This window comes from Nocardia sp. NPDC059236 (genome assembly GCF_042754085.1).
Taxonomy (GTDB): Bacteria; Actinomycetota; Actinomycetes; order Mycobacteriales; family Mycobacteriaceae; genus Nocardia.
Map to the genome: position 1 here is coordinate 208,496 of NZ_JBHZAF010000011.1, position 16,343 is coordinate 224,838.

17 protein-coding genes are annotated in these 16,343 nt (G+C 68.2%); 2 read left to right on the top strand and 15 right to left on the bottom strand.

The features are described from left to right. Positions 1 to 22: 22 nt before the first annotated feature. The 7 genes from ACFXIV_RS28025 to ACFXIV_RS28055 all read right to left on the bottom strand — a co-directional run bounded on the left by ACFXIV_RS28025 (position 23) and on the right by ACFXIV_RS28055 (position 6,816). The gene (locus ACFXIV_RS28025) at positions 23 to 649 is read right to left on the bottom strand and encodes a TetR/AcrR family transcriptional regulator (protein ID WP_379399186.1); all 627 of its coding nucleotides are present in this window, start codon (positions 647 to 649) and stop codon (positions 23 to 25) included. A 108-nt stretch (positions 650 to 757) separates the two neighbouring features. Next, entirely contained in the window at positions 758 to 2,254 is a 1,497-nt protein-coding gene (locus ACFXIV_RS28030) for a flavin-containing monooxygenase (protein WP_379399187.1), read from the bottom strand. Further along, a complete protein-coding gene (locus ACFXIV_RS28035; RefSeq protein WP_379399188.1) occupies positions 2,251 to 3,108 on the bottom strand; it encodes an SDR family NAD(P)-dependent oxidoreductase in 858 nt (285 codons plus the stop codon). Before ACFXIV_RS28035 ends, ACFXIV_RS28030 begins: the two co-directional genes overlap by 4 nt. Further along, a complete protein-coding gene (locus tag ACFXIV_RS28040) occupies positions 3,092 to 3,994 on the bottom strand; it encodes an alpha/beta fold hydrolase (RefSeq protein ID WP_379399189.1) in 903 nt (300 codons plus the stop codon). The genes ACFXIV_RS28035 and ACFXIV_RS28040 overlap by 17 nt, the downstream gene beginning before the upstream one ends. After that, positions 3,991 to 5,352 (bottom strand): cytochrome P450, encoded by a 1,362-nt coding sequence (locus ACFXIV_RS28045; RefSeq protein ID WP_379399190.1) that lies wholly within the window; start codon positions 5,350 to 5,352, stop codon positions 3,991 to 3,993. The genes ACFXIV_RS28040 and ACFXIV_RS28045 overlap by 4 nt, the downstream gene beginning before the upstream one ends. Positions 5,353 to 5,508: 156 nt before the next feature. Beyond that, positions 5,509 to 5,793: a hypothetical protein gene (locus tag ACFXIV_RS28050; protein WP_354844716.1), complete on the bottom strand. Its 285-nt coding sequence runs from the start codon at positions 5,791 to 5,793 to the stop codon at positions 5,509 to 5,511. A gap of 378 nt (positions 5,794 to 6,171) precedes the next feature. After that, positions 6,172 to 6,816: a helix-turn-helix domain-containing protein gene (locus ACFXIV_RS28055; protein ID WP_354844718.1), complete on the bottom strand. Its 645-nt coding sequence runs from the start codon at positions 6,814 to 6,816 to the stop codon at positions 6,172 to 6,174. A 151-nt stretch (positions 6,817 to 6,967) separates the two neighbouring features. Here ACFXIV_RS28055 and ACFXIV_RS28060 point away from each other — a divergent pair, with 151 nt between their 5' ends. Further along, on the top strand, positions 6,968 to 7,912 hold the full coding sequence (locus ACFXIV_RS28060) for an oxygenase MpaB family protein (protein ID WP_379399191.1): 945 nt from the start codon (positions 6,968 to 6,970) through the stop codon (positions 7,910 to 7,912). Between the two features lie 12 nt (positions 7,913 to 7,924). Here the strand turns inward: ACFXIV_RS28060 and ACFXIV_RS28065 are convergent, their stop codons facing one another. Then, complete coding sequence (locus ACFXIV_RS28065; protein WP_379399192.1) at positions 7,925 to 9,241, bottom strand: alpha/beta hydrolase; 1,317 nt, start codon at positions 9,239 to 9,241, stop codon at positions 7,925 to 7,927. A 346-nt stretch (positions 9,242 to 9,587) separates the two neighbouring features. Between ACFXIV_RS28065 and ACFXIV_RS28070 the strand changes: the two genes are divergently transcribed. After that, complete coding sequence (locus tag ACFXIV_RS28070; RefSeq protein WP_379399193.1) at positions 9,588 to 9,989, top strand: hypothetical protein; 402 nt, start codon at positions 9,588 to 9,590, stop codon at positions 9,987 to 9,989. A gap of 6 nt (positions 9,990 to 9,995) precedes the next feature. Here ACFXIV_RS28070 and ACFXIV_RS28075 read toward each other — a convergent pair whose 3' ends face one another. The 7 genes from ACFXIV_RS28075 to ACFXIV_RS28105 form a co-directional block, all read right to left on the bottom strand. Continuing rightward, the gene (locus ACFXIV_RS28075; protein ID WP_379389058.1) at positions 9,996 to 11,075 is read right to left on the bottom strand and encodes a calcium:proton antiporter; all 1,080 of its coding nucleotides are present in this window, start codon (positions 11,073 to 11,075) and stop codon (positions 9,996 to 9,998) included. Between the two features lie 287 nt (positions 11,076 to 11,362). Next, the gene (thpD, locus tag ACFXIV_RS28080; protein ID WP_379399194.1) at positions 11,363 to 12,247 is read right to left on the bottom strand and encodes an ectoine hydroxylase; all 885 of its coding nucleotides are present in this window, start codon (positions 12,245 to 12,247) and stop codon (positions 11,363 to 11,365) included. Positions 12,248 to 12,256: 9 nt separating this feature from the next. Next, positions 12,257 to 12,646, bottom strand: a complete 390-nt coding sequence (locus ACFXIV_RS28085) for an ectoine synthase (protein ID WP_379399195.1) — start codon at positions 12,644 to 12,646, stop codon at positions 12,257 to 12,259. 1 nt (position 12,647) lies between these two features. Next, positions 12,648 to 13,922 carry a diaminobutyrate--2-oxoglutarate transaminase gene (gene ectB, locus ACFXIV_RS28090; RefSeq protein ID WP_379399196.1) on the bottom strand — a complete coding sequence of 425 codons (1,275 nt, stop codon included), beginning with the start codon at positions 13,920 to 13,922 and terminating at the stop codon, positions 12,648 to 12,650. After that, the gene (ectA, locus tag ACFXIV_RS28095; RefSeq protein ID WP_379399197.1) at positions 13,919 to 14,455 is read right to left on the bottom strand and encodes a diaminobutyrate acetyltransferase; all 537 of its coding nucleotides are present in this window, start codon (positions 14,453 to 14,455) and stop codon (positions 13,919 to 13,921) included. Before ectA ends, ectB begins: the two co-directional genes overlap by 4 nt. Positions 14,456 to 14,560: 105 nt before the next feature. Then, entirely contained in the window at positions 14,561 to 15,286 is a 726-nt protein-coding gene (locus tag ACFXIV_RS28100; protein ID WP_379399198.1) for a response regulator transcription factor, read from the bottom strand. Positions 15,287 to 15,570: 284 nt separating this feature from the next. Next, complete coding sequence (locus ACFXIV_RS28105; protein WP_379399199.1) at positions 15,571 to 16,269, bottom strand: L,D-transpeptidase; 699 nt, start codon at positions 16,267 to 16,269, stop codon at positions 15,571 to 15,573. Positions 16,270 to 16,343: the final 74 nt, after the last annotated feature.

Genomic DNA, 16,343 nt, shown 5'->3' on the forward strand with positions numbered 1-16,343 from the left:
CCGCCCTAGGGGAGACCGACGGCTATCCCTGATACCGCGGCCCGACCAGCGCGAGCGCGGTTTCGACTGCCACATCGATGATTTCGGTGATGTCGCGCCCGTCCTCCACGGTGGAGGCGATGAGCTCCCGGAACCCGCCGTAGAGGATGGTCGCCATCTGCCGGGTCGGCGGATGCAGTCCGGCCGCCTGGAATTCCGATGTGGCGGTGAGGTCCTGGATAAGCGTGATGAACGATTCCGCGGCGTCCCGGTGCAGTTGCCGCGCCCGCTCCCCCAGCGCCGGGGTGTCGCGGATCCAGGCCAGGGTGATGCAGGTGTCGTCACGGGAGGCCCCGATCCACGCCTCGATCGCCTGATGGATCTGGGTGTCCCAGGGCGCGGTCGGGTCCACGGCCGCGTAGATCTGCTGGACGGTGTCGTTGTTGCGTTCGGTGAGCATGGCGACGAAGCAGTCCTGCTTGTCGACGAAGTGCTCGTAGAAGGTCCGCCGCGAGGTCCGCGCGAGGCGGACCACATCGGCGACGGTGGTATCCCGATAGCCGCGCTCGCGAACCGCGTCGGCCATGGCGTCCAGCAGCCGCCGCCGGAACCCGGAGTCGATGGCGGGTTCGGCGCTGGTTGTGGTGTCGGCGGTGTCGACGTCGGTCACGAGCATCAGCCTAGTTTCTCCGATCTCGGTGAGCATCGCGGCATGTCGGTGTGTTCGCGGCGGTATCGCTCGCACCCGGTCAGGCGGCGGTGTCACCTCACACCCCGGTCAGGCGGTGACCTGTTCGGGACCGCGTTCGGCCGCGGCGACGGTATGAGCCGGGCGGCGGCCGAAGCGGATGGTGCCGTCCTCGATTCGCCCGTGCCGCAGAGTGATCACATCCTGGGCATAGTTCATGCCCAGCCGCCACGGCGCACGCGATCCGGCCCTGGGGAAGCGGTCCATGGACCGCAGCACATAGCCGGCCTGGAAGTCCATCAGCGGCGCGGTGGTCACCGCCGGATCCGGCCAGGGCGTCGCCTGCGAATACCCGTGAATGTCCATGTGCCGCAACAACCGGCACACGAATTCCGCGACCAGGTCGGCCTTGAGCGTCCAGGACGCATTGGTGTACCCGATGGTGAAGGCGAAGTTGGGCACGCCGCTGAGCATCATGCCCTTGTAGGCCATGGTCTCCGGCGGCTGGATCTCGCGCCCGTCGACGGTGAGCCCGATACCGCCGAGGGCCAGCAGGTCCAGCCCGGTGGCGGTCACCACGATGTCGGCCGACAGTTCCGCGCCGGATTCCAGCTTCACCCCGTCCGCGGTGAACCGCTCGATCCGATCGGTCACCACCGAGGCCCGCCCGTCGCGGATGGCCCGGAACAGGTCCCCGTCCGGGACCAGGCACAGCCGCTGATCCCACGGGTTGTAGGCCGGGTTGAAATGCGTGTCGACGTCGTAGCCCTCGGGCAGCTGCTTGATGGTCAGATCCCGGAAGAACTTGCGCATCATCTGCGGCCGCCGCTGGCTGAGCTGATAGATCAGTGTGCCGACGGCGACGTTCTTCCACCGGGTGATGGCGTAGGCCCGCCGCGTCCCGAACCACCCGCGCAGTTTGGTGGCGATGGCGTCCACGCTGGGCGCGGACATGATGTAGGTCGGCGACCGCTGCAGCATGGTCACGTGCCCCGCGTTCTCGGCCATGGCCGGCACCAGCGTGACCGCGGTCGCCCCGCTGCCGATCACCACGACACGCTTTCCGGCGTAATCGAGTTCGGCGGGCCAGTGCTGCGGGTGCACGATCTGCCCGCGGAAGTCGCCGATGCCGGCGAACTCGGGGGTGTAGCCCTCGTCGTAGCGGTAGTAGCCGCTGCACAGGTAGAGGAAGTCGCAGGTGATGGTCGAGGTCATTCCGTCGTGCTCGAACCCGACGGTCCAGCGCGCCTCCTCCGACGACCACGAGGCCCCGGTCACCCGGTGCCCGTAGCGAATTCGCCGATCGATCCCTGCGTCGGCGGCCGTCTGGCGAATGTAGCCGAGAATGGCGGGCCCGTCCGCGATGGCCTCCGCCGCCACCCACGGCCGGAACCGGTACCCGAGGGTGTGCATATCCGAGTCCGACCGCACCCCGGGATACCGGAACAGATCCCAGGTCCCGCCCATGGCCTCGCGCGCCTCGAAAATGGCGTAGCTGCGTCCCGGGAACGCGTCCTGCAGATGATGTGCCGCCCCGATGCCCGACAGCCCGGCCCCGACGATCAGCACGTCCACGTGTTCGGTCATTGCTTCGCTCCCTTCGCGGCCCGGGCGCGTACCAGGCCCATCACGACCGACAGCACGTCGAAGTAGTGCGTCGGGGTCACCCGCGCCAGCGTGTCGAACAGGTAGGCGTCAGGCCCGACGAGAACGCGCGCCTTGCCGCGTTCGACTCCGCGGCAGATGATTTCGGCTGCCTGCTCCGGCGTGGTCATGGTCATGGCCTCGAATTCGGCGGCCATCTGCTCGTGGGTGCGGCCCCTGCCCTCGGGATCCTTGCGCACCCGGCCGTTGCGGGCGATATTGGTCCGGATGCCGCCGGGATGCACGGTCACCGCCGAGACGCCCGTGCCCCGAAGTTCCTGCCGCAGTGCGTCGGTGAACCCGCGCACCGCGAATTTCGCTGCGCAGTAAGCACTCTGATACGGCATCCCCACCAGCCCGTACACACTGGAGGTGTTGACGATGGCGCCGCTGCCCTGCTCGACCAGGATCGGCAGGAACGCCCGCGTGCCGTTCACCACCCCGTCGAAGTTGATCTGCCGCAACCATTCGTCGTCCGCGGGCACACTGTCGAGCACCGAGGAGGACACCGCCACCCCGGCATTGTTGAACACCGCCGCCAGGGGCGCGGGCAGCCACTCGCGCACCTCGTCGGCGAAGGCCAGCTGATCGGCCGCGTCGCGCACATCCAGCACGCGGGTCAGCACCGGCCCGCTGAGGGAGGCCGCCGTCTGCTTCAGACCCTCGGCATCGATATCCGCGATGGCCACCGGCGACCCACGGCGAGACAGCAATTGGGCCAGTCCCCGCCCGATTCCGGAGGCCGCGCCGGTGATCATGACCGGGTGGCCGGACAGGGGCCTAGAGGTTCGGGGCATCGGAACTCCTGGATTCGGCGGTGCGGACGTGCGAGTCGATGAGGTCGGCGAAGGTGGGCCAGAGTGCGGCGGGCAGATCGTGACCCATGCCGGGGAGGGTGTGCAGGCGCGCGCCGCGGATCGCCGCGGCGGTGACCTTGCCGCCCGTCGGGTTCACCATGCGGTCGCGGTCGCCGTGCAGGACGAGGGTCGGCGCGGTGATCGTCCGCACCTCGGCGGTCCGGTCGCCGGACTTCATGATTCCGGCGAGCTGGCGTCCCACTCCCGCCGCCGGGCGCGGATCGCGGTCCCAGGTGGTCCCGGCGGTCGCGCGAATCCTGGCCTCGTCGAACGAATATCCCGCCGAGCCGATGTGCCGGTACATGCCGACCGCACGGTCCAGGTGCTCCTCGCGGGTCCCGGCGGGCTTGCGGAACATGCGTGCCCAGGTGGACAGCGCGGGGCGCCCCACGCGCGCCGCACCGGTGGTCGAGAAGATCGACGTCAGCGAGGACACCCGAGCCGGATAGCGGGCCGCAACGGTCTGCGCGATCATCCCGCCCATCGACATGCCGACCACGTGCGCGGACCGCCAGCCGAGGGTGTCGAGCAACCCGACGGTGTCGGCGGCCATGTCCCCGAGATCGTATTGCTGTGGGTCCCAGCGCTTGCGGGCCATTGCCAGCCCACCCGGCGGCCGGAACCCGGCGTGCGTGGAGGTCCCCACATCGCGATTGTCGAACCGCACCACGTCGTATCCGCGCACCACCAGCTGCGCGATCAGCCCGTCGTGCCATTCGTGCTTCTGCTGCCCGAGCCCGGCGATCAGCAGCAGCGGCACGCCCGATCCCTCCCGCTCGTAGGTGAGGGTGATCCCCCGCCCGACCTCGGCCACCCGCTCGCTCATGCGGTCACCTCGGCGCCACGCTCCACACTGGTTTCGGCGGCCTCGACCGCCGGCGGCCGCGGTGCCCGCCGATACACGACGACCCGCCCCTTCTTCGCCGGAACCAGTGCGACCCCGCGGAAGTGCGCGCGCTCATCGGGCGCGTCGGTGGTCTCGAGTGTGAAGTCCCGCAACAGCACCCGCAGCACCACATTCATCTCCATGGTCGCGAAGGCCGCCCCGATGCACCGGCGCGCGCCACCGCCGAACGGAATCCAGCTGAAGGTCCCCGGCCGGGCGCCGACGAACCGATCGGGATCGAAATCCCTTGGGTTGGTGAACAATTCCGGATTGTCGTGCATGAGCCGGATACTCACCAGCACGTGCTGCCCGCGCGCCAGCGTCCACCGGCCCAGTTGCAGCGAGTCGGTCCGCACCTTGCGCGCGGTAGCGTCGATGACCGGCCGTACCCGCTGGGTCTCCAGCAGTGTCGCCTCGCGCAGCGCGGACCCGCCCGCGTCGTTCTCCTCGACCAGGCGGCGCAGGATGTCCGGATGCCGCCGCAGCCGTTCGACGGTCCAGGCCAGCGAGGTGGCGGTGGTCTCGTGCCCGGCGGTGAGCAGGGTGAGCAGTTCGTCGGCGATCTCGCTGTGCGTCATGGCCGAACCGTCGTCGTAGCGAGCCTGCAGCAGCATGGCCAGCACGTCGTCACGCTCGCTCAGCTCCGGATCGGCGGCCGCGCGCCGGATGAGCCGTCCGACGATCTCGTCGTACTGCGCGCGGTAGGCGGCGAACCGTGCCCACGGCCCGAAGCGCCCGAACAGCCTGCGCGGCACCGGAAGTGCCGCCAGCGCCGACCCGACCAGCACCAGTTTCGGGAGCAGCGCCCGCAGCTGGTCGAATTCCGCGCCTTCCGCGCCGAAGACCGCGCGCAGGATCACGTTCAGGGTGATCCGCATCATCGAGTCCATGGTCGCGAACTCGCGCCCCGACGGCCAGCCGGCCATCTCGCGGACCGCCTCCTCCTCGATGAGCGATTCGTAGACCGCCAGCCGTCGCCCGTGGAACGGCGGGGTGAGCAGCTTGCGCTCCTTGCGGTGTTCCTCCCCGCGCAGCGCGAAAAGCGAACCGGGGCCGAGGAATTGGCCGAGGTTGGCGTCGATGTTGTCCACCAGATCGGTGTGCGTGGTGAACAGCGCCTTGACCTCGGCCGGTTCCGACAGCACGAGTGTGGGCCCGAAGCGGGGCATCGCGACCATGAACGCCGATCCGTAGCGCTGATGCAGGCGACGCCAGGCCCGGGTGCGCCCGGCCAGGATCTCGATGCCCTGCACGAAGGCCGGCGTGGTTGGTCCGTCGGGCAGTGTCACTGTGGTCATGCGCCATCTCCCAGCCTGGTACATCTGCGTACCACCAGCACGGTACGCGCCTGTACCGACTGTGGCAAGGGTCACGTTCCGGACATGAGAGGGCCACGTGGCAGCCCTCAGCAGTCCGGTCGGCGCGACGACCGCAACGCTGTCCGGAGAGGTCGACTACAGCGCCGACCGCAACGGGTGAGCGGGATCGAAGATCGAGATCGGCGGGCCCTCCCCCGCCGGATGCACCTGGAGCTTGCCGGTGTCGTCGATGAGGATGCGCCGCCCCGGGTATGTCCGCCGAGCGATCTCCACGTCACGCTCATCGAACTGGTCGCAGCCGGTGAAAACCAGTACGCCGTAATGCAATTCGGTGGCGTACACACTGGCCGGCCAACGATGTAGCCAGACGTCGAGATCGAAGAGGGCATCGGGTTTGGGCAGGTCAGTGCCGACCGTCATGCGGGCATAGTAGGCCCGCCCGCCCGAGTTCCGCACGCGCACATCGGCGAGTCGCCGTATGGATCGCATCAATGTTGCGCCGCCGGTTCGGGTCCGGACTTCGCTATCGTCACTCCCCGGCGGCGACACACGGGAGTCTGATGACGGAGACCGGTCTCGGACCAGCGCAGTCCGATCCGGCGATCGATCAAAGGCAGGCGCGGGTCCTCGCCCATTCCGGCCGCGTCCTGCGGTGGCCGCGGATGATCTACCGCCGCGAGGACATGACCCTCGAGTCACCCATCACCACCCCGAGCACGGCCCCCAACCTGGTGCGGGTGCTAGGACCGCTGGACGGGCAGCCGGCGTCGTTTTCCGGCATGGGCAGCGGCAGGTCTGTCAGCGGGCGCCGATCAGCAGGTGGACGATGGCCTGGACGAAGCCCTCGATGCGCTCGCGGGGATAGGCGTCCGGTTCGCTGACGGCCAGGCGGCCCAGCATTTCGGCAATCGTCAGCAGTGAATTCGTGAGCAGGCCGGAATCGATTCCGGCCCAGCGTGGATCGGCGATCAGACCCATGCGGACCAGCGCCTCGGCCCGGTCGAAGATGCCGGCGCGGGAGCTGCGGATGGCCTCGCGATATTCGTCGGGGGCATTGCCCGGGCCGGCGAGCAGCAGTCGCCAGCGGGTCGGATTGCGCAGGGCCACATCGACGAACGCCTCGACCGTGGCGGAGGCGGCGACGACCGGGTCCGCGCCGAGCAGGTCGGTGGGCAGGGTGTCGGCGACCTGTTCGAGGGCTCGCTCGCGTTCGCGTTCGAGCAGCGCGGCGACCAGCTCCGCGCGGGTCTTGAAGACCGTGTACAGCACCGGCTTGCCGACACCGGCCTCGGCGGCGACGGCCTCCATGCTCAGCTCGTGCAGCTCGGCCTGCTCGAGTACGGCGAAGGCGGCGTCGAGCAGCTGTGCCCGGCGTTCGTCCGGGGGCAGGCGGGGCGCATAGCGCCGCCGCGGCCGGTCTGCCGTCACACGGGGTTTGCTCACTGCCGCTCCACCTTCACCGGCCCATTCTGTCATCCCGGATAGCGAGGTCACGCGCCTGTCCGGACTAAAGCTACGCACCCGTTGTATTCGGCGGCCACAATTGCTACGGTGGCGTTGTATTCCATGGGATCGAGCCTGCAGAGGAGCCCCAGTGACCTTCGATCCGACCACTCTCCGCCGCGATGACTACGGCTTCTTCGGCCCGGATTCGCCGAGCTGGAAGGTGTGGACCGCACCCACCGCGGTGATCGGCTTCCAGCGCGCGGTGACCCTCGAGCACTTCGATCCGTTCCTGACCGCGGCCGTGGCCGACACCGGCAAGATCTACTCGGAGCCGCGCCACCGCCTCGACGCCACCTTCGCGTACTTCCTGATCGTGGCCATCGGCGATTCCCGCACGGCCATCCAGGCCTCCGAGCACCTGATGACGGTGCATGCCGAGAACACGGGCATCGAGCCGATCAGCGGGCAGCGCTACAGCGCCAATTCCCCCGAAACCCAGCTGTGGATCCACATCACCGGCTGGCACTCGGTACTCAAGGCCTACGAAATGTTCGGGCCCGGACTGACTCCCGAGGAGGAGGCCCGCTACTGGCAGGAGTGCCGGATCGCGGCCGAGCTGCAGACCTGCAAGCCCGAGGAGGTGCCGGTCACGCGCGCGGGTGTGCAGGAGTACTACGCGAATGTCCGTGCGCGCCTGTGCACTTCGGAACGCGCCCAGGACGGTATGCGGCAGCTGCTGTTCACCTCGCCGCGCCACGGCGCGGGCTGGACGTACGCAATCGGTGCACGCCTGCTGTCGTTCGCCTCGATCGCGACGCTGCCCGAGTGGATGCGCAAGCTCGGCCAGTTCGACCGCCCGGGCATTGTCGACCTGCTGGTGAGACCCGCAGCGCGCGTCCTGGTCTGGCTGTTCTCGCTCTTCGACAAGGCGGGTCTGATCATGGCCGCCCCGATCATCGCGCCGATGGCGGGGCAGATCCTCGAACAGCACCTGAAAGCGGCGCCCCCGGCCCGGCTCGAAACGGTCACACCGGCCGCCGCCCGCGAGCTCTACGGCCGTCGCGGGCACCGAACCGTCCCTGCCGCAAGCTGATTCGAGGCGACCTCATCGGCAGGTGAGGTCCTGATTCGGACGCGTGCCGTCGCGCAGGAAACGCTCGACGGCATCGTTCGCGCAGGCGACCGGCGAGGGATACACGCCGTGCCCGCCACCGTCGACCGCCACCATCCGGGCGCGGTCACCGAACGCCTGCCGCAAGTGCAACGCGCCGCTGTACGGGGTTGCCGGATCCCGGAGATTCTGCAGCAGTAGCACATTCGACGGTCCGGACGCGGTCACGACCGTGCGCGGCGCGACCGGATACGGCCAGAAGGCGCACGGGGAGAAGCCGCGCGGCATGCCCGCGGTGAGCGGGTATCGGGCTCGATCCGCGGCGACGGCGGTCGAGTAGTCGTCCGCCGACGTCGGCCAGGCCACGTCATTGCACAGGGTCGCTACCATGACCGCGGTCGACGCCTGGGCCGCCGGCTCCGGCGGGGAGAGCCGCGCGGCAGGCAGGGCGTCCGACCGCAGCGCGGCATTGATCACCTGGGCGACATAGGGAAACCGCTGATCCTTATATAGTCCGTCGAGCAGGATCTGCCGTAATCCGTTGCCGCTCAATGCCGAGGTCTCGGCACCCGGCCATGGCAACGGTGCGCGATCCAATCGTGCCGCCAGCGTGAGGAACGCGTCCCGCACCGCCTCGGGCGTCTCCGCCACCCGGTCAGGATTCCCCTCGGCCGCCGCCCACCGCGCGAAGTCCGGAAACCGATCCTCCGCACCCACGGCGGAATTCCCCAGCCAGGTCCGCTCGACCCGCTCGGGATCCGGATCATCGTTGCTGTCCAGCAGGATCCGATCCGTGTGCTCCCCGAACAGCGTGGCGTACACCGACAGCACGTACGTCCCATACGACGTTCCCCACGCTGCGATCCGCGCTTCCCCCAGCGCTTCCCGGATCCGGTCGATGTCCCGCGCCGCGGTCCGGGTCCCGATCGACCGCACCAGCGCACCCCCATCCCGCACGCACGCCTCGGCCACCCGCCGCTCCATCGCCACATTCTCCGCGATCCCCCCGTCCGCGTCCGGCCACGGCCGCAGCCGCTCCGGCGCCAGATCCTGCTGCGCGATATGGCAATTCGCCGCGGTACTCGCTCCGATCCCGCGTGGATCGAACCCGATCAGGTCATACTCGTCCCGCACCGACTCCGGCAGCGTCTGTCCTGCGGTGGACGGCAGATTCAGCCCGCTGCCACCCGGCCCGCCCGGCACGAGCAGCAACACCCCACGCCGATGTTCCGGATGCACACTCCGAATCCGCGACACCGCAAGGGAAACCCGCTCCCCCTCCGGATGCTCGTAGTCGAGTGGCACGGACACCGTCGCGCACTCCTGCCGCGAATCGACCCCCACCCCCTGACACGCGGCCCACTCGATGCCCGAGCTCGAATCCGACCGGCAGCCGGCGAGCACAGACGACACCACCACTGCGAGCCCCACCGCCGCCCCAACGCGAATTGTTGTCTTCACACCGCCGAACGTAGAAACCCCGAACACCGACCCGCGTCACCCCACGGTGCCACCCGCCGCTCCCCCTACGGGACTATCGGACAGCCGGCGGTTACGGTCCTGGGTGAAACGCCAGTGTTGCGTGATTGAACGTAATCGACCGGATTCGATAGGCTCGGGGTTTGGTGTGCGGGCCGATCGAGCCGAGGGTGATGCGATGAGGCAAGCGTTCGATGCTTGGAAGCGGGCGGTGACCCGGGGGGCCAGTACCCGGGCCATTGCGGAGAAGCTGGACAGCAATGGGCCCAGGATCAAGCGGCATTTGGAGGAGTCGGATCCGCCGGTGGCGGACACGGTGATCGAGCTCGCGCGGGCCTACGGGGTGAATCCGGTGCAGGGGTTGATCGCGGCCGGGCTGATCACGCGCAGCGATGTCGATCATGCTGCAACGAAGGACGCGCTTGCCGAGGTGCCCATGTTGCAGTTGCTGGAGGAGGCCGTGGAGCGGGAGCGGCGGGCCGTGCGGCGGCGGGCGCCCGAGGGTGAGCAGGCGGCGGAGGGCGAGGAGCGCCGGAGCCGGCGGTTCCGGCGCAAGGTCGGCGAGGGGACTGCGGAGTAGGCGTTCCTACGGCGCGACCGCGAGAAAACCGAACGCCGCGAAGAGCGAGAGGTGCACCGTGCCCTGCAGCAGGGTGGCGCGGCCGGGCACCACGGTGAGCATGCCGACGACCACTGTTATTGCCAGCAGCACCATTTCGGTCGCGCCCAGGCCGAGCAGCAGCGGGGTGTCCAGCCAGATCGAGGCGACCGCGATGGCCGGAATCGTGAGGCCGATGCTGGCCATGGCCGAGCCCAGCGCCAGGTTCAGACCGACTTGGACCCGCCCGCCCCGCGCGGCACGCACGGCGGCCAGCGCCTCGGGCAGCAGGACCAGCATCGCGATCACCACGCCGACCGCCGAACGCGGCAGACCCGCTGCGTCGACACCGGATTCGATGGCCGGGGACACCGCCTTCGCCAGACCGACCACCCCGACCAGAGCGGCGATCAGCAGCCCGCCGCTGATCCACGCGCGGCGCGCACTCGGCCGCTCCGCGTGCTCGTCCTCGTCATCGGTCCCGGGCTCCACCGGGAGGAAATCCTCTTTGTGCCGCACGGTCTGCATGGCGATGAAGCAGCCGTAGAGCACCAGTGAGGCCACGGCCGCGAAGGCCAGCTGGGCGGGCGAGAAGTGCGGTCCGGGTTCGCTGGTCGTGAACGTCGGCAGCACCAGGCTCAGCGTGGCCAGGGTCGCGACCGTGGCCAGCGCCGCACCCGTGCCCTCCGCATTGAAGACCGCGACCCGCCGCCGCAACGCCCCCACCAGCAACGCCATTCCGAAGATGCCATTGCAGGTGATCATGACCGCTGCGAACACGGTGTCACGGGCCAGCGGCGCGGCCTTGTCCCCGGCCGAAACCATCAGCGTCAGAATGAGTCCGACCTCGATGACGGTCACCGCGATGGCCAGCACCAGCGCGCCGAACGGCTCGCCGACGCGATGCGCGACGACCTCGGCGTGATGCACCGCGGCCAGTACCGCCGCCAGCAGGAGAGCGAATACCGGGATGTCGGCCAGCAGCGACAATTCCCGGCCCCACACCGCGGCGAGCATCACCACCGCGAGCAGGGGAACGACGACGGTCCAGCGAATCTTGTCCAGCAGCAAAGGTTCCTCAGTGGTCACGGGACTCGACGAGCGCGGAAATCCCTCGGACGCAGCCGAATCGATCGAGCACGCGCCGGTCGACCGGCGCGTGCCCGATGTTCGACCTACGTCAAACCATAGAGGTGGGATGCAACGTTCCACAATCACGATGAACCATTGTCGTTCCATCGAGCGTGGTCAGCTCACGCATATCGCCAGCTCAGACTGCACATCCGAGAAATATGTGATCGCACCCACATGGAACGACATCGGCATACGAGACGAACCCTCGACAACTCCCCCGATCACACCAGGGGTGTGAAGTCCCGGCTCGCGAGGAACTCCGGCCGCGGATGCGGCGCGGCATAGGGATCGAGCAGCGTGTTCTCGACACTGTTGAACACCAGGAACAGATTCGAGCGCGGGAACGGCGTGATATTGCCCGCCGACCCGTGCATGAGATTCGAGTCGAACAGCAACGCCGAACCCGCCCGCCCGGTGAACTGCGTAATGCCGTGCTTCCCGGCCAGATCCGTGATGGCCGCCTGCGACGGGATGCCGATCTCCTGACCGTGCAGGGAAACCCGGTGATGATCGGCGGGCGTCTCACCCTGACAGGGGACGAAGGTGCGATGCGAGCCGGGCATGACCATGAGGCTGCCGTTGAACGGGTAGTTGTCGGACAGCGCGATCGACAGGCTCACCGCCCGCGGCGTCGGCATGCCGTCCTCGGCGTGCCAGGTCTCGAAGTCGGAGTGCCAGTAGAAGCCGGTGCCGGTGAACCCGGGCATGTAGTTCACCCGGGTCTGATGCAGATAGACCTCGGAGCCGAGAATCTCGCGCGCCAGACCGGCAATCCGCTCCTCGCGCACCAGATCCGCGATCATGGCGCTGAGCCGGTGCACCTCGAACAGGGAGCGCACCCGGTGCGACTCGCGCTCGATGATCACGCGCTCGTCCAGCACGAGGTCGGGATCGCCGGTCAGCCGCTGGATTTCGGCCGCCACCTCACCGACCTCGTACGGATCGAGCAGGCTGTCGACCACGGCGTAGCCGTTGTCGTCGAAATCGGCGAGGGCATGGCTGCCGATCTCACCCCACACCGTCGGGTCGTCACGCTCGATCGGCGGGGTGCCCACCACCGTGCGGGTGCGATAGCGGTCGATTCTTCCGTTGCCGGACACAGTCATTCGAAACTCCTAGTCGACGGCGACGAGCGGGTACACACCGTGCTCGTCGTGCACCTCCTGCCCGGTCACCGGCGGATTGAACACGCAGAGCATGCGCATCCGGGTGCGGGCGAAGAGGCGGTGTCGTTCATGGCCGTTCAGCAGGTACATCGAGCCGGGGCCCAGCTCGTAGGTGGTGCCGTGGTCGAGATCGACCAGGGTGCCCTCGCCCTCGACCAGCCAGACGGCCTCGACGTGGTGCTGGTAATGGAATTCGTGGACGGTCTCGGCGTCGATGGTGGTCTCGTGGAACGAGAACCCGACCCGGTCGCCGCCGAGCACGATGCGCTTGCTGCGCCAGCCCGGGCCCGCGACATCCCGCTCGGTGCCAGTGATCTCGGCGGTGGTGCGCACGATCATGTCAGCGCCCCCGCCCGCCGCTGACGGCATCCAGTGAGGCGGCCAGCAGCTCCAGACCGTGATCGAGCTCGTAGTCGGTAATGGTCAGCGGCGGAAGCAGTTTCACCACCTCGTCCTCGGGACCGGAGGTCTCCACCAGCAGCCCGCGCTGGAAGGCGGCGGCACACACCTTCTCCGCCTGCGAGGCGTCGTCGAAGACCAGGCCGTGCACCAGACCACGCCCGCGCGCGCCGACACCGTCGAAGGCCGCGGACATGCCCGTGAGGGCACGGTCGAGGCGCTCACCCTTGGCCCGGGTGGCGGCCTCCAGGGCGTCGTCGGCCCAGTAATGCTCCAGCGCCGCACGGGCGGTGACGAAGGCCGGGTTGTTGCCGCGGAAGGTGCCGTTGTGCTCGCCCGGCTTCCACAGGTCCAGTTCCGGCTTGAAAAGCACCAGCGCCATCGGCAGGCCGTAGCCGCCGATCGACTTGGACAGTGTGACGATATCCGGTGTGATACCGGCCATTTCGAAGGAGAAGAACGGTCCGGTGCGGCCGCAGCCCATCTGCACGTCGTCGACGATCAGCAGAATCTCACGGGCGGAACACAATCCGGCAAGTTTGCGCAGCCACTGCACGCTCGCGAGATTGACTCCGCCCTCGCCCTGGACGGTTTCGACGATCACGGCGGCCGGGCTGTCCAGGCCGGAGGAAGCATCGTCGAGGACGCGCTCCATCCATTCGAACGAATCATCGTCCGCGCCGGACAGATACCCGTCGAAGGGCATCGAGGTGGCGTGCTGCAGCGGCACACCCGCACCCGCGCGCTTGGCGGCATTACCGGTGACCGAGAGGGCGCCCAGCGTCATACCGTGAAAAGCGTTGGTGAAGTTGAGGATCTCGGTGCGGCCGGTCACCTTGCGGGCCAGCTTGAGCGCGGCCTCCACCGCGTTCGCGCCGGTGGGTCCCGGGAACTGCACCTTGTAGTCCAGGCCGCGCGGCTGCAGGATCCGGTCGCGCAGCGACTGCAGCAGATCACGCTTGGCGACGGTGGACATGTCGAGCCCGTGGGTGAGGCCGTCGCCCGCGATGTACTCGAGCAGCGACTGCTTCAGCACGGGGTTGTTGTGGCCGTAGTTGAGCGCGCCCGCGCCGGCGAAGAAATCCAGGTACTCCCGGCCGGACTCGTCGCGGAGCCAGGCGCCGGACGCGGTGTCGAAGACCGTCGGCCAGGAGCGGCAGTAGCCGCGCACATTCGACTCGAGATCCGCGAAAACCGTCATATCGGGGCTAGTCATCGCCATTCCTCCTGAGTGGTGACCGGTGCGATGCGGTAGAGGTCCTCGGGCTGATGCCCGCCGGGAAACTGATCCGCCGTGAACAATGTGGTGCGGGTCAGGGCCGCGCCACGACGGCGGGCCAGCGAGGCGAACATGGCAACCGAGGCCGGATTGTCGGGGGCAATGGTGGTCTCGAGCTGCGTGGCTCCGCGCGCCGCGGCACTTTCCAGCAGCGCGTCGAGCATGTCGACGCCCAGGCCGTGCCCACGATGGGGCTGATCGACCGCCACCTGCCAGACGAACAGGATGTGCGGCCACGCGGGCCTGGTGTAGCCGATGACGAATCCGGCTATCTCGCCGTCTATTTCAGCGACGATCGAGGTATCCGCGAAATCGCGGCACCACAGCAGATAGGCATAGCTGGAGTTGGTGTCGAGGACCCGGGAGTCCTCCGCAATGCGCCACATTCGTGCGCCGTCGGCGAGCACGGGCTCCCGGATCTGGATGGATTGCTGGGATATCGCGTCAAATTTGCTGATTTGGATCTGCATGACCACTTCAGCCTGACGGTGAAGTTTTGAGGTCTTCCATGCGAACTCATTGCGATCTCATGACGATCCCATGACTCCGCGGGCCTCGCACACCCGCGAATACGCCTATCGCGGCATATCGAGGCGATATCCGAGGCCGCGCACGGTCACCACGATGCGCGGCTCCGACGGGTCCGTCTCGATCTTCGTGCGCAGCCGGCGGACATGGACGTCGACCAGCCGCTCATCACCGAAGAAGCCTTCGTCCCAAGCTCGTTCGAGCAGCAGGGTGCGGCTGAGCACCCGGCCGGGATTCGCCGCGAGTTCACACAGCAGGCGAAACTCGGTGATGGTCAACGGAATCTGCTCCTCGCCTCGGCGCACCACGCCACCATCGGGCGAAAGCACCAGCGGCGCATCATCATCGGCGTCCAGGACGATCTCCACCGGCGGCTCGGCCGCCGGATCCTCCGGCAGCCCGCCCAGGTGCGGCCGCCGCCGCAGCGCCCGCATGCGCGCGCTGATCTCCTTGAGCTCGAACGGCTTGGTCACGAAGTCATCGGCGCCCGCCTCCAGCGCCGCGACCACATCATGGGTGTCCGCGCTCGCGCTGACCACCATGATCGGCACCTCGTGCGCGCGCCGCACCTCACGAATACAGGTGAAGGCATCCATCCCGCCCACCAGCAGGTCCACGATCATCACATCCGGCGCGCCGTGATTGCGCAGCCGTTCCAGGGCCACCTCGGTCGCGCCTGCCTCGGCGACCTCGTAGCCCTCCCCTTCCATCGCCACCCGCAGGGTGCTGCGGACCCGGTAGTCGTCCCCCACGATCATCAGGCTCGCGCCCATCATCCATATCCTTTCGTCCGAAGGACGCCGCGAACACGTCCAGCGGACAATCACCGAGCTGCGGTGATCGCGTTCGACAAGGTCGAATACCCGAACCTTAGTTGAACGAAACATCCGGCCATCCCAGGTATGCGAGCCGATAGCTGATGCGCATCACTCCGATTGCTACCGGTCAGGCGGGGGAAATACCGAATGGCACCGCCATGATTCCGCATTTGCGCACGTCAAAGCCACTTCGGTCGCATTTGCGACATTGTGAGAACCTGCACAGAGGTTTCGCGGATTCAGGGGTTCGCCGCGCGATCCCGGACCTCTATGTCGATGACCGGGCCCTGGGTGGGGTCCAGCCAGCGCATCACGCGGTCCAGATCCGCGCCTGGAAGCGCTACGCAGCCCGCGGTCGGGGTGCCGTCTCCGACATGGAGGAAGTACGCCGAACCCGCGCCGGGGACGACCGGGGAGCGGTTGTAGTCGATGACGACGGCGTGATCGTAGGCGGGACCGGCCGTACCCAGGTCCTCACCCGCGGATTCATCGAACGGGCAAGTGCCGGGAGCGCAGGTGTAGTGGGTGTTGTAGAAGGGCGACTTGGTGTCGGAGACCCACCAATCCGATGGTGTCACTCGGCGATACGGGAGTCTGGTGCCGTTGCTGGGAGAGATGCCGAAAGCCTCTGTCAGCGTCCAGATTCCGGCCGGGGAGCGGGTGGCCGATTCGCTGGTGGGGCCGATGCCTTGCGCGCCCACGTCCGCGTGCAAGGGGCCGATCGCTCGAACCCATTGTGTGCCATCGCGATCCCAGGCGGTGAGGGTGGCTGTGGTGGCGGTGGGGGAATCGGCGGTGACGGTGATGAGCTGATCGGCCGGACCGGTGTACGTGGGCTGTTCCACCGGAGGCTCGGAGCGCTTCTGAGCGCAGCCGGCCGCGGCCAGGGCTATGACGGCCAGGGCTGCGATCGCTGGGCGGGGGCGGGTTCGACGCATTGTGGTTGCCAGTTTGCCTGAGGTGGGGTGCTCGGGTCTCATGAAACCCGGGGGTGGAATTCGGGTCGCTCGGC

Bases quoted from the DNA above. Each gene is read 5' to 3' on its own strand.
- ACFXIV_RS28050 (WP_354844716.1), bottom strand. From the start codon at position 5,793: ATGACGGTCGGCACTGACCTGCCCAAACCCGATGCCCTCTTCGATCTC.
- ACFXIV_RS28045 (WP_379399190.1), bottom strand. From the start codon at position 5,352: ATGACCACAGTGACACTGCCCGACGGACCAACCACGCCGGCCTTCGTG.
- ectB (WP_379399196.1), bottom strand. From the start codon at position 13,922: ATGACTAGCCCCGATATGACGGTTTTCGCGGATCTCGAGTCGAATGTG.
- ACFXIV_RS28085 (WP_379399195.1), bottom strand. From the start codon at position 12,646: ATGATCGTGCGCACCACCGCCGAGATCACTGGCACCGAGCGGGATGTC.
- ACFXIV_RS28100 (WP_379399198.1), bottom strand. From the start codon at position 15,286: ATGGGCGCGAGCCTGATGATCGTGGGGGACGACTACCGGGTCCGCAGC.
- ectA (WP_379399197.1), bottom strand. From the start codon at position 14,455: ATGCAGATCCAAATCAGCAAATTTGACGCGATATCCCAGCAATCCATC.
- ACFXIV_RS28070 (WP_379399193.1), top strand. From the start codon at position 9,588: ATGAGGCAAGCGTTCGATGCTTGGAAGCGGGCGGTGACCCGGGGGGCC.
- ACFXIV_RS28105 (WP_379399199.1), bottom strand. From the start codon at position 16,269: ATGCGTCGAACCCGCCCCCGCCCAGCGATCGCAGCCCTGGCCGTCATA.
- ACFXIV_RS28030 (WP_379399187.1), bottom strand. From the start codon at position 2,254: ATGACCGAACACGTGGACGTGCTGATCGTCGGGGCCGGGCTGTCGGGC.
- thpD (WP_379399194.1), bottom strand. From the start codon at position 12,247: ATGACTGTGTCCGGCAACGGAAGAATCGACCGCTATCGCACCCGCACG.
- ACFXIV_RS28035 (WP_379399188.1), bottom strand. From the start codon at position 3,108: ATGCCCCGAACCTCTAGGCCCCTGTCCGGCCACCCGGTCATGATCACC.
- ACFXIV_RS28040 (WP_379399189.1), bottom strand. From the start codon at position 3,994: ATGAGCGAGCGGGTGGCCGAGGTCGGGCGGGGGATCACCCTCACCTAC.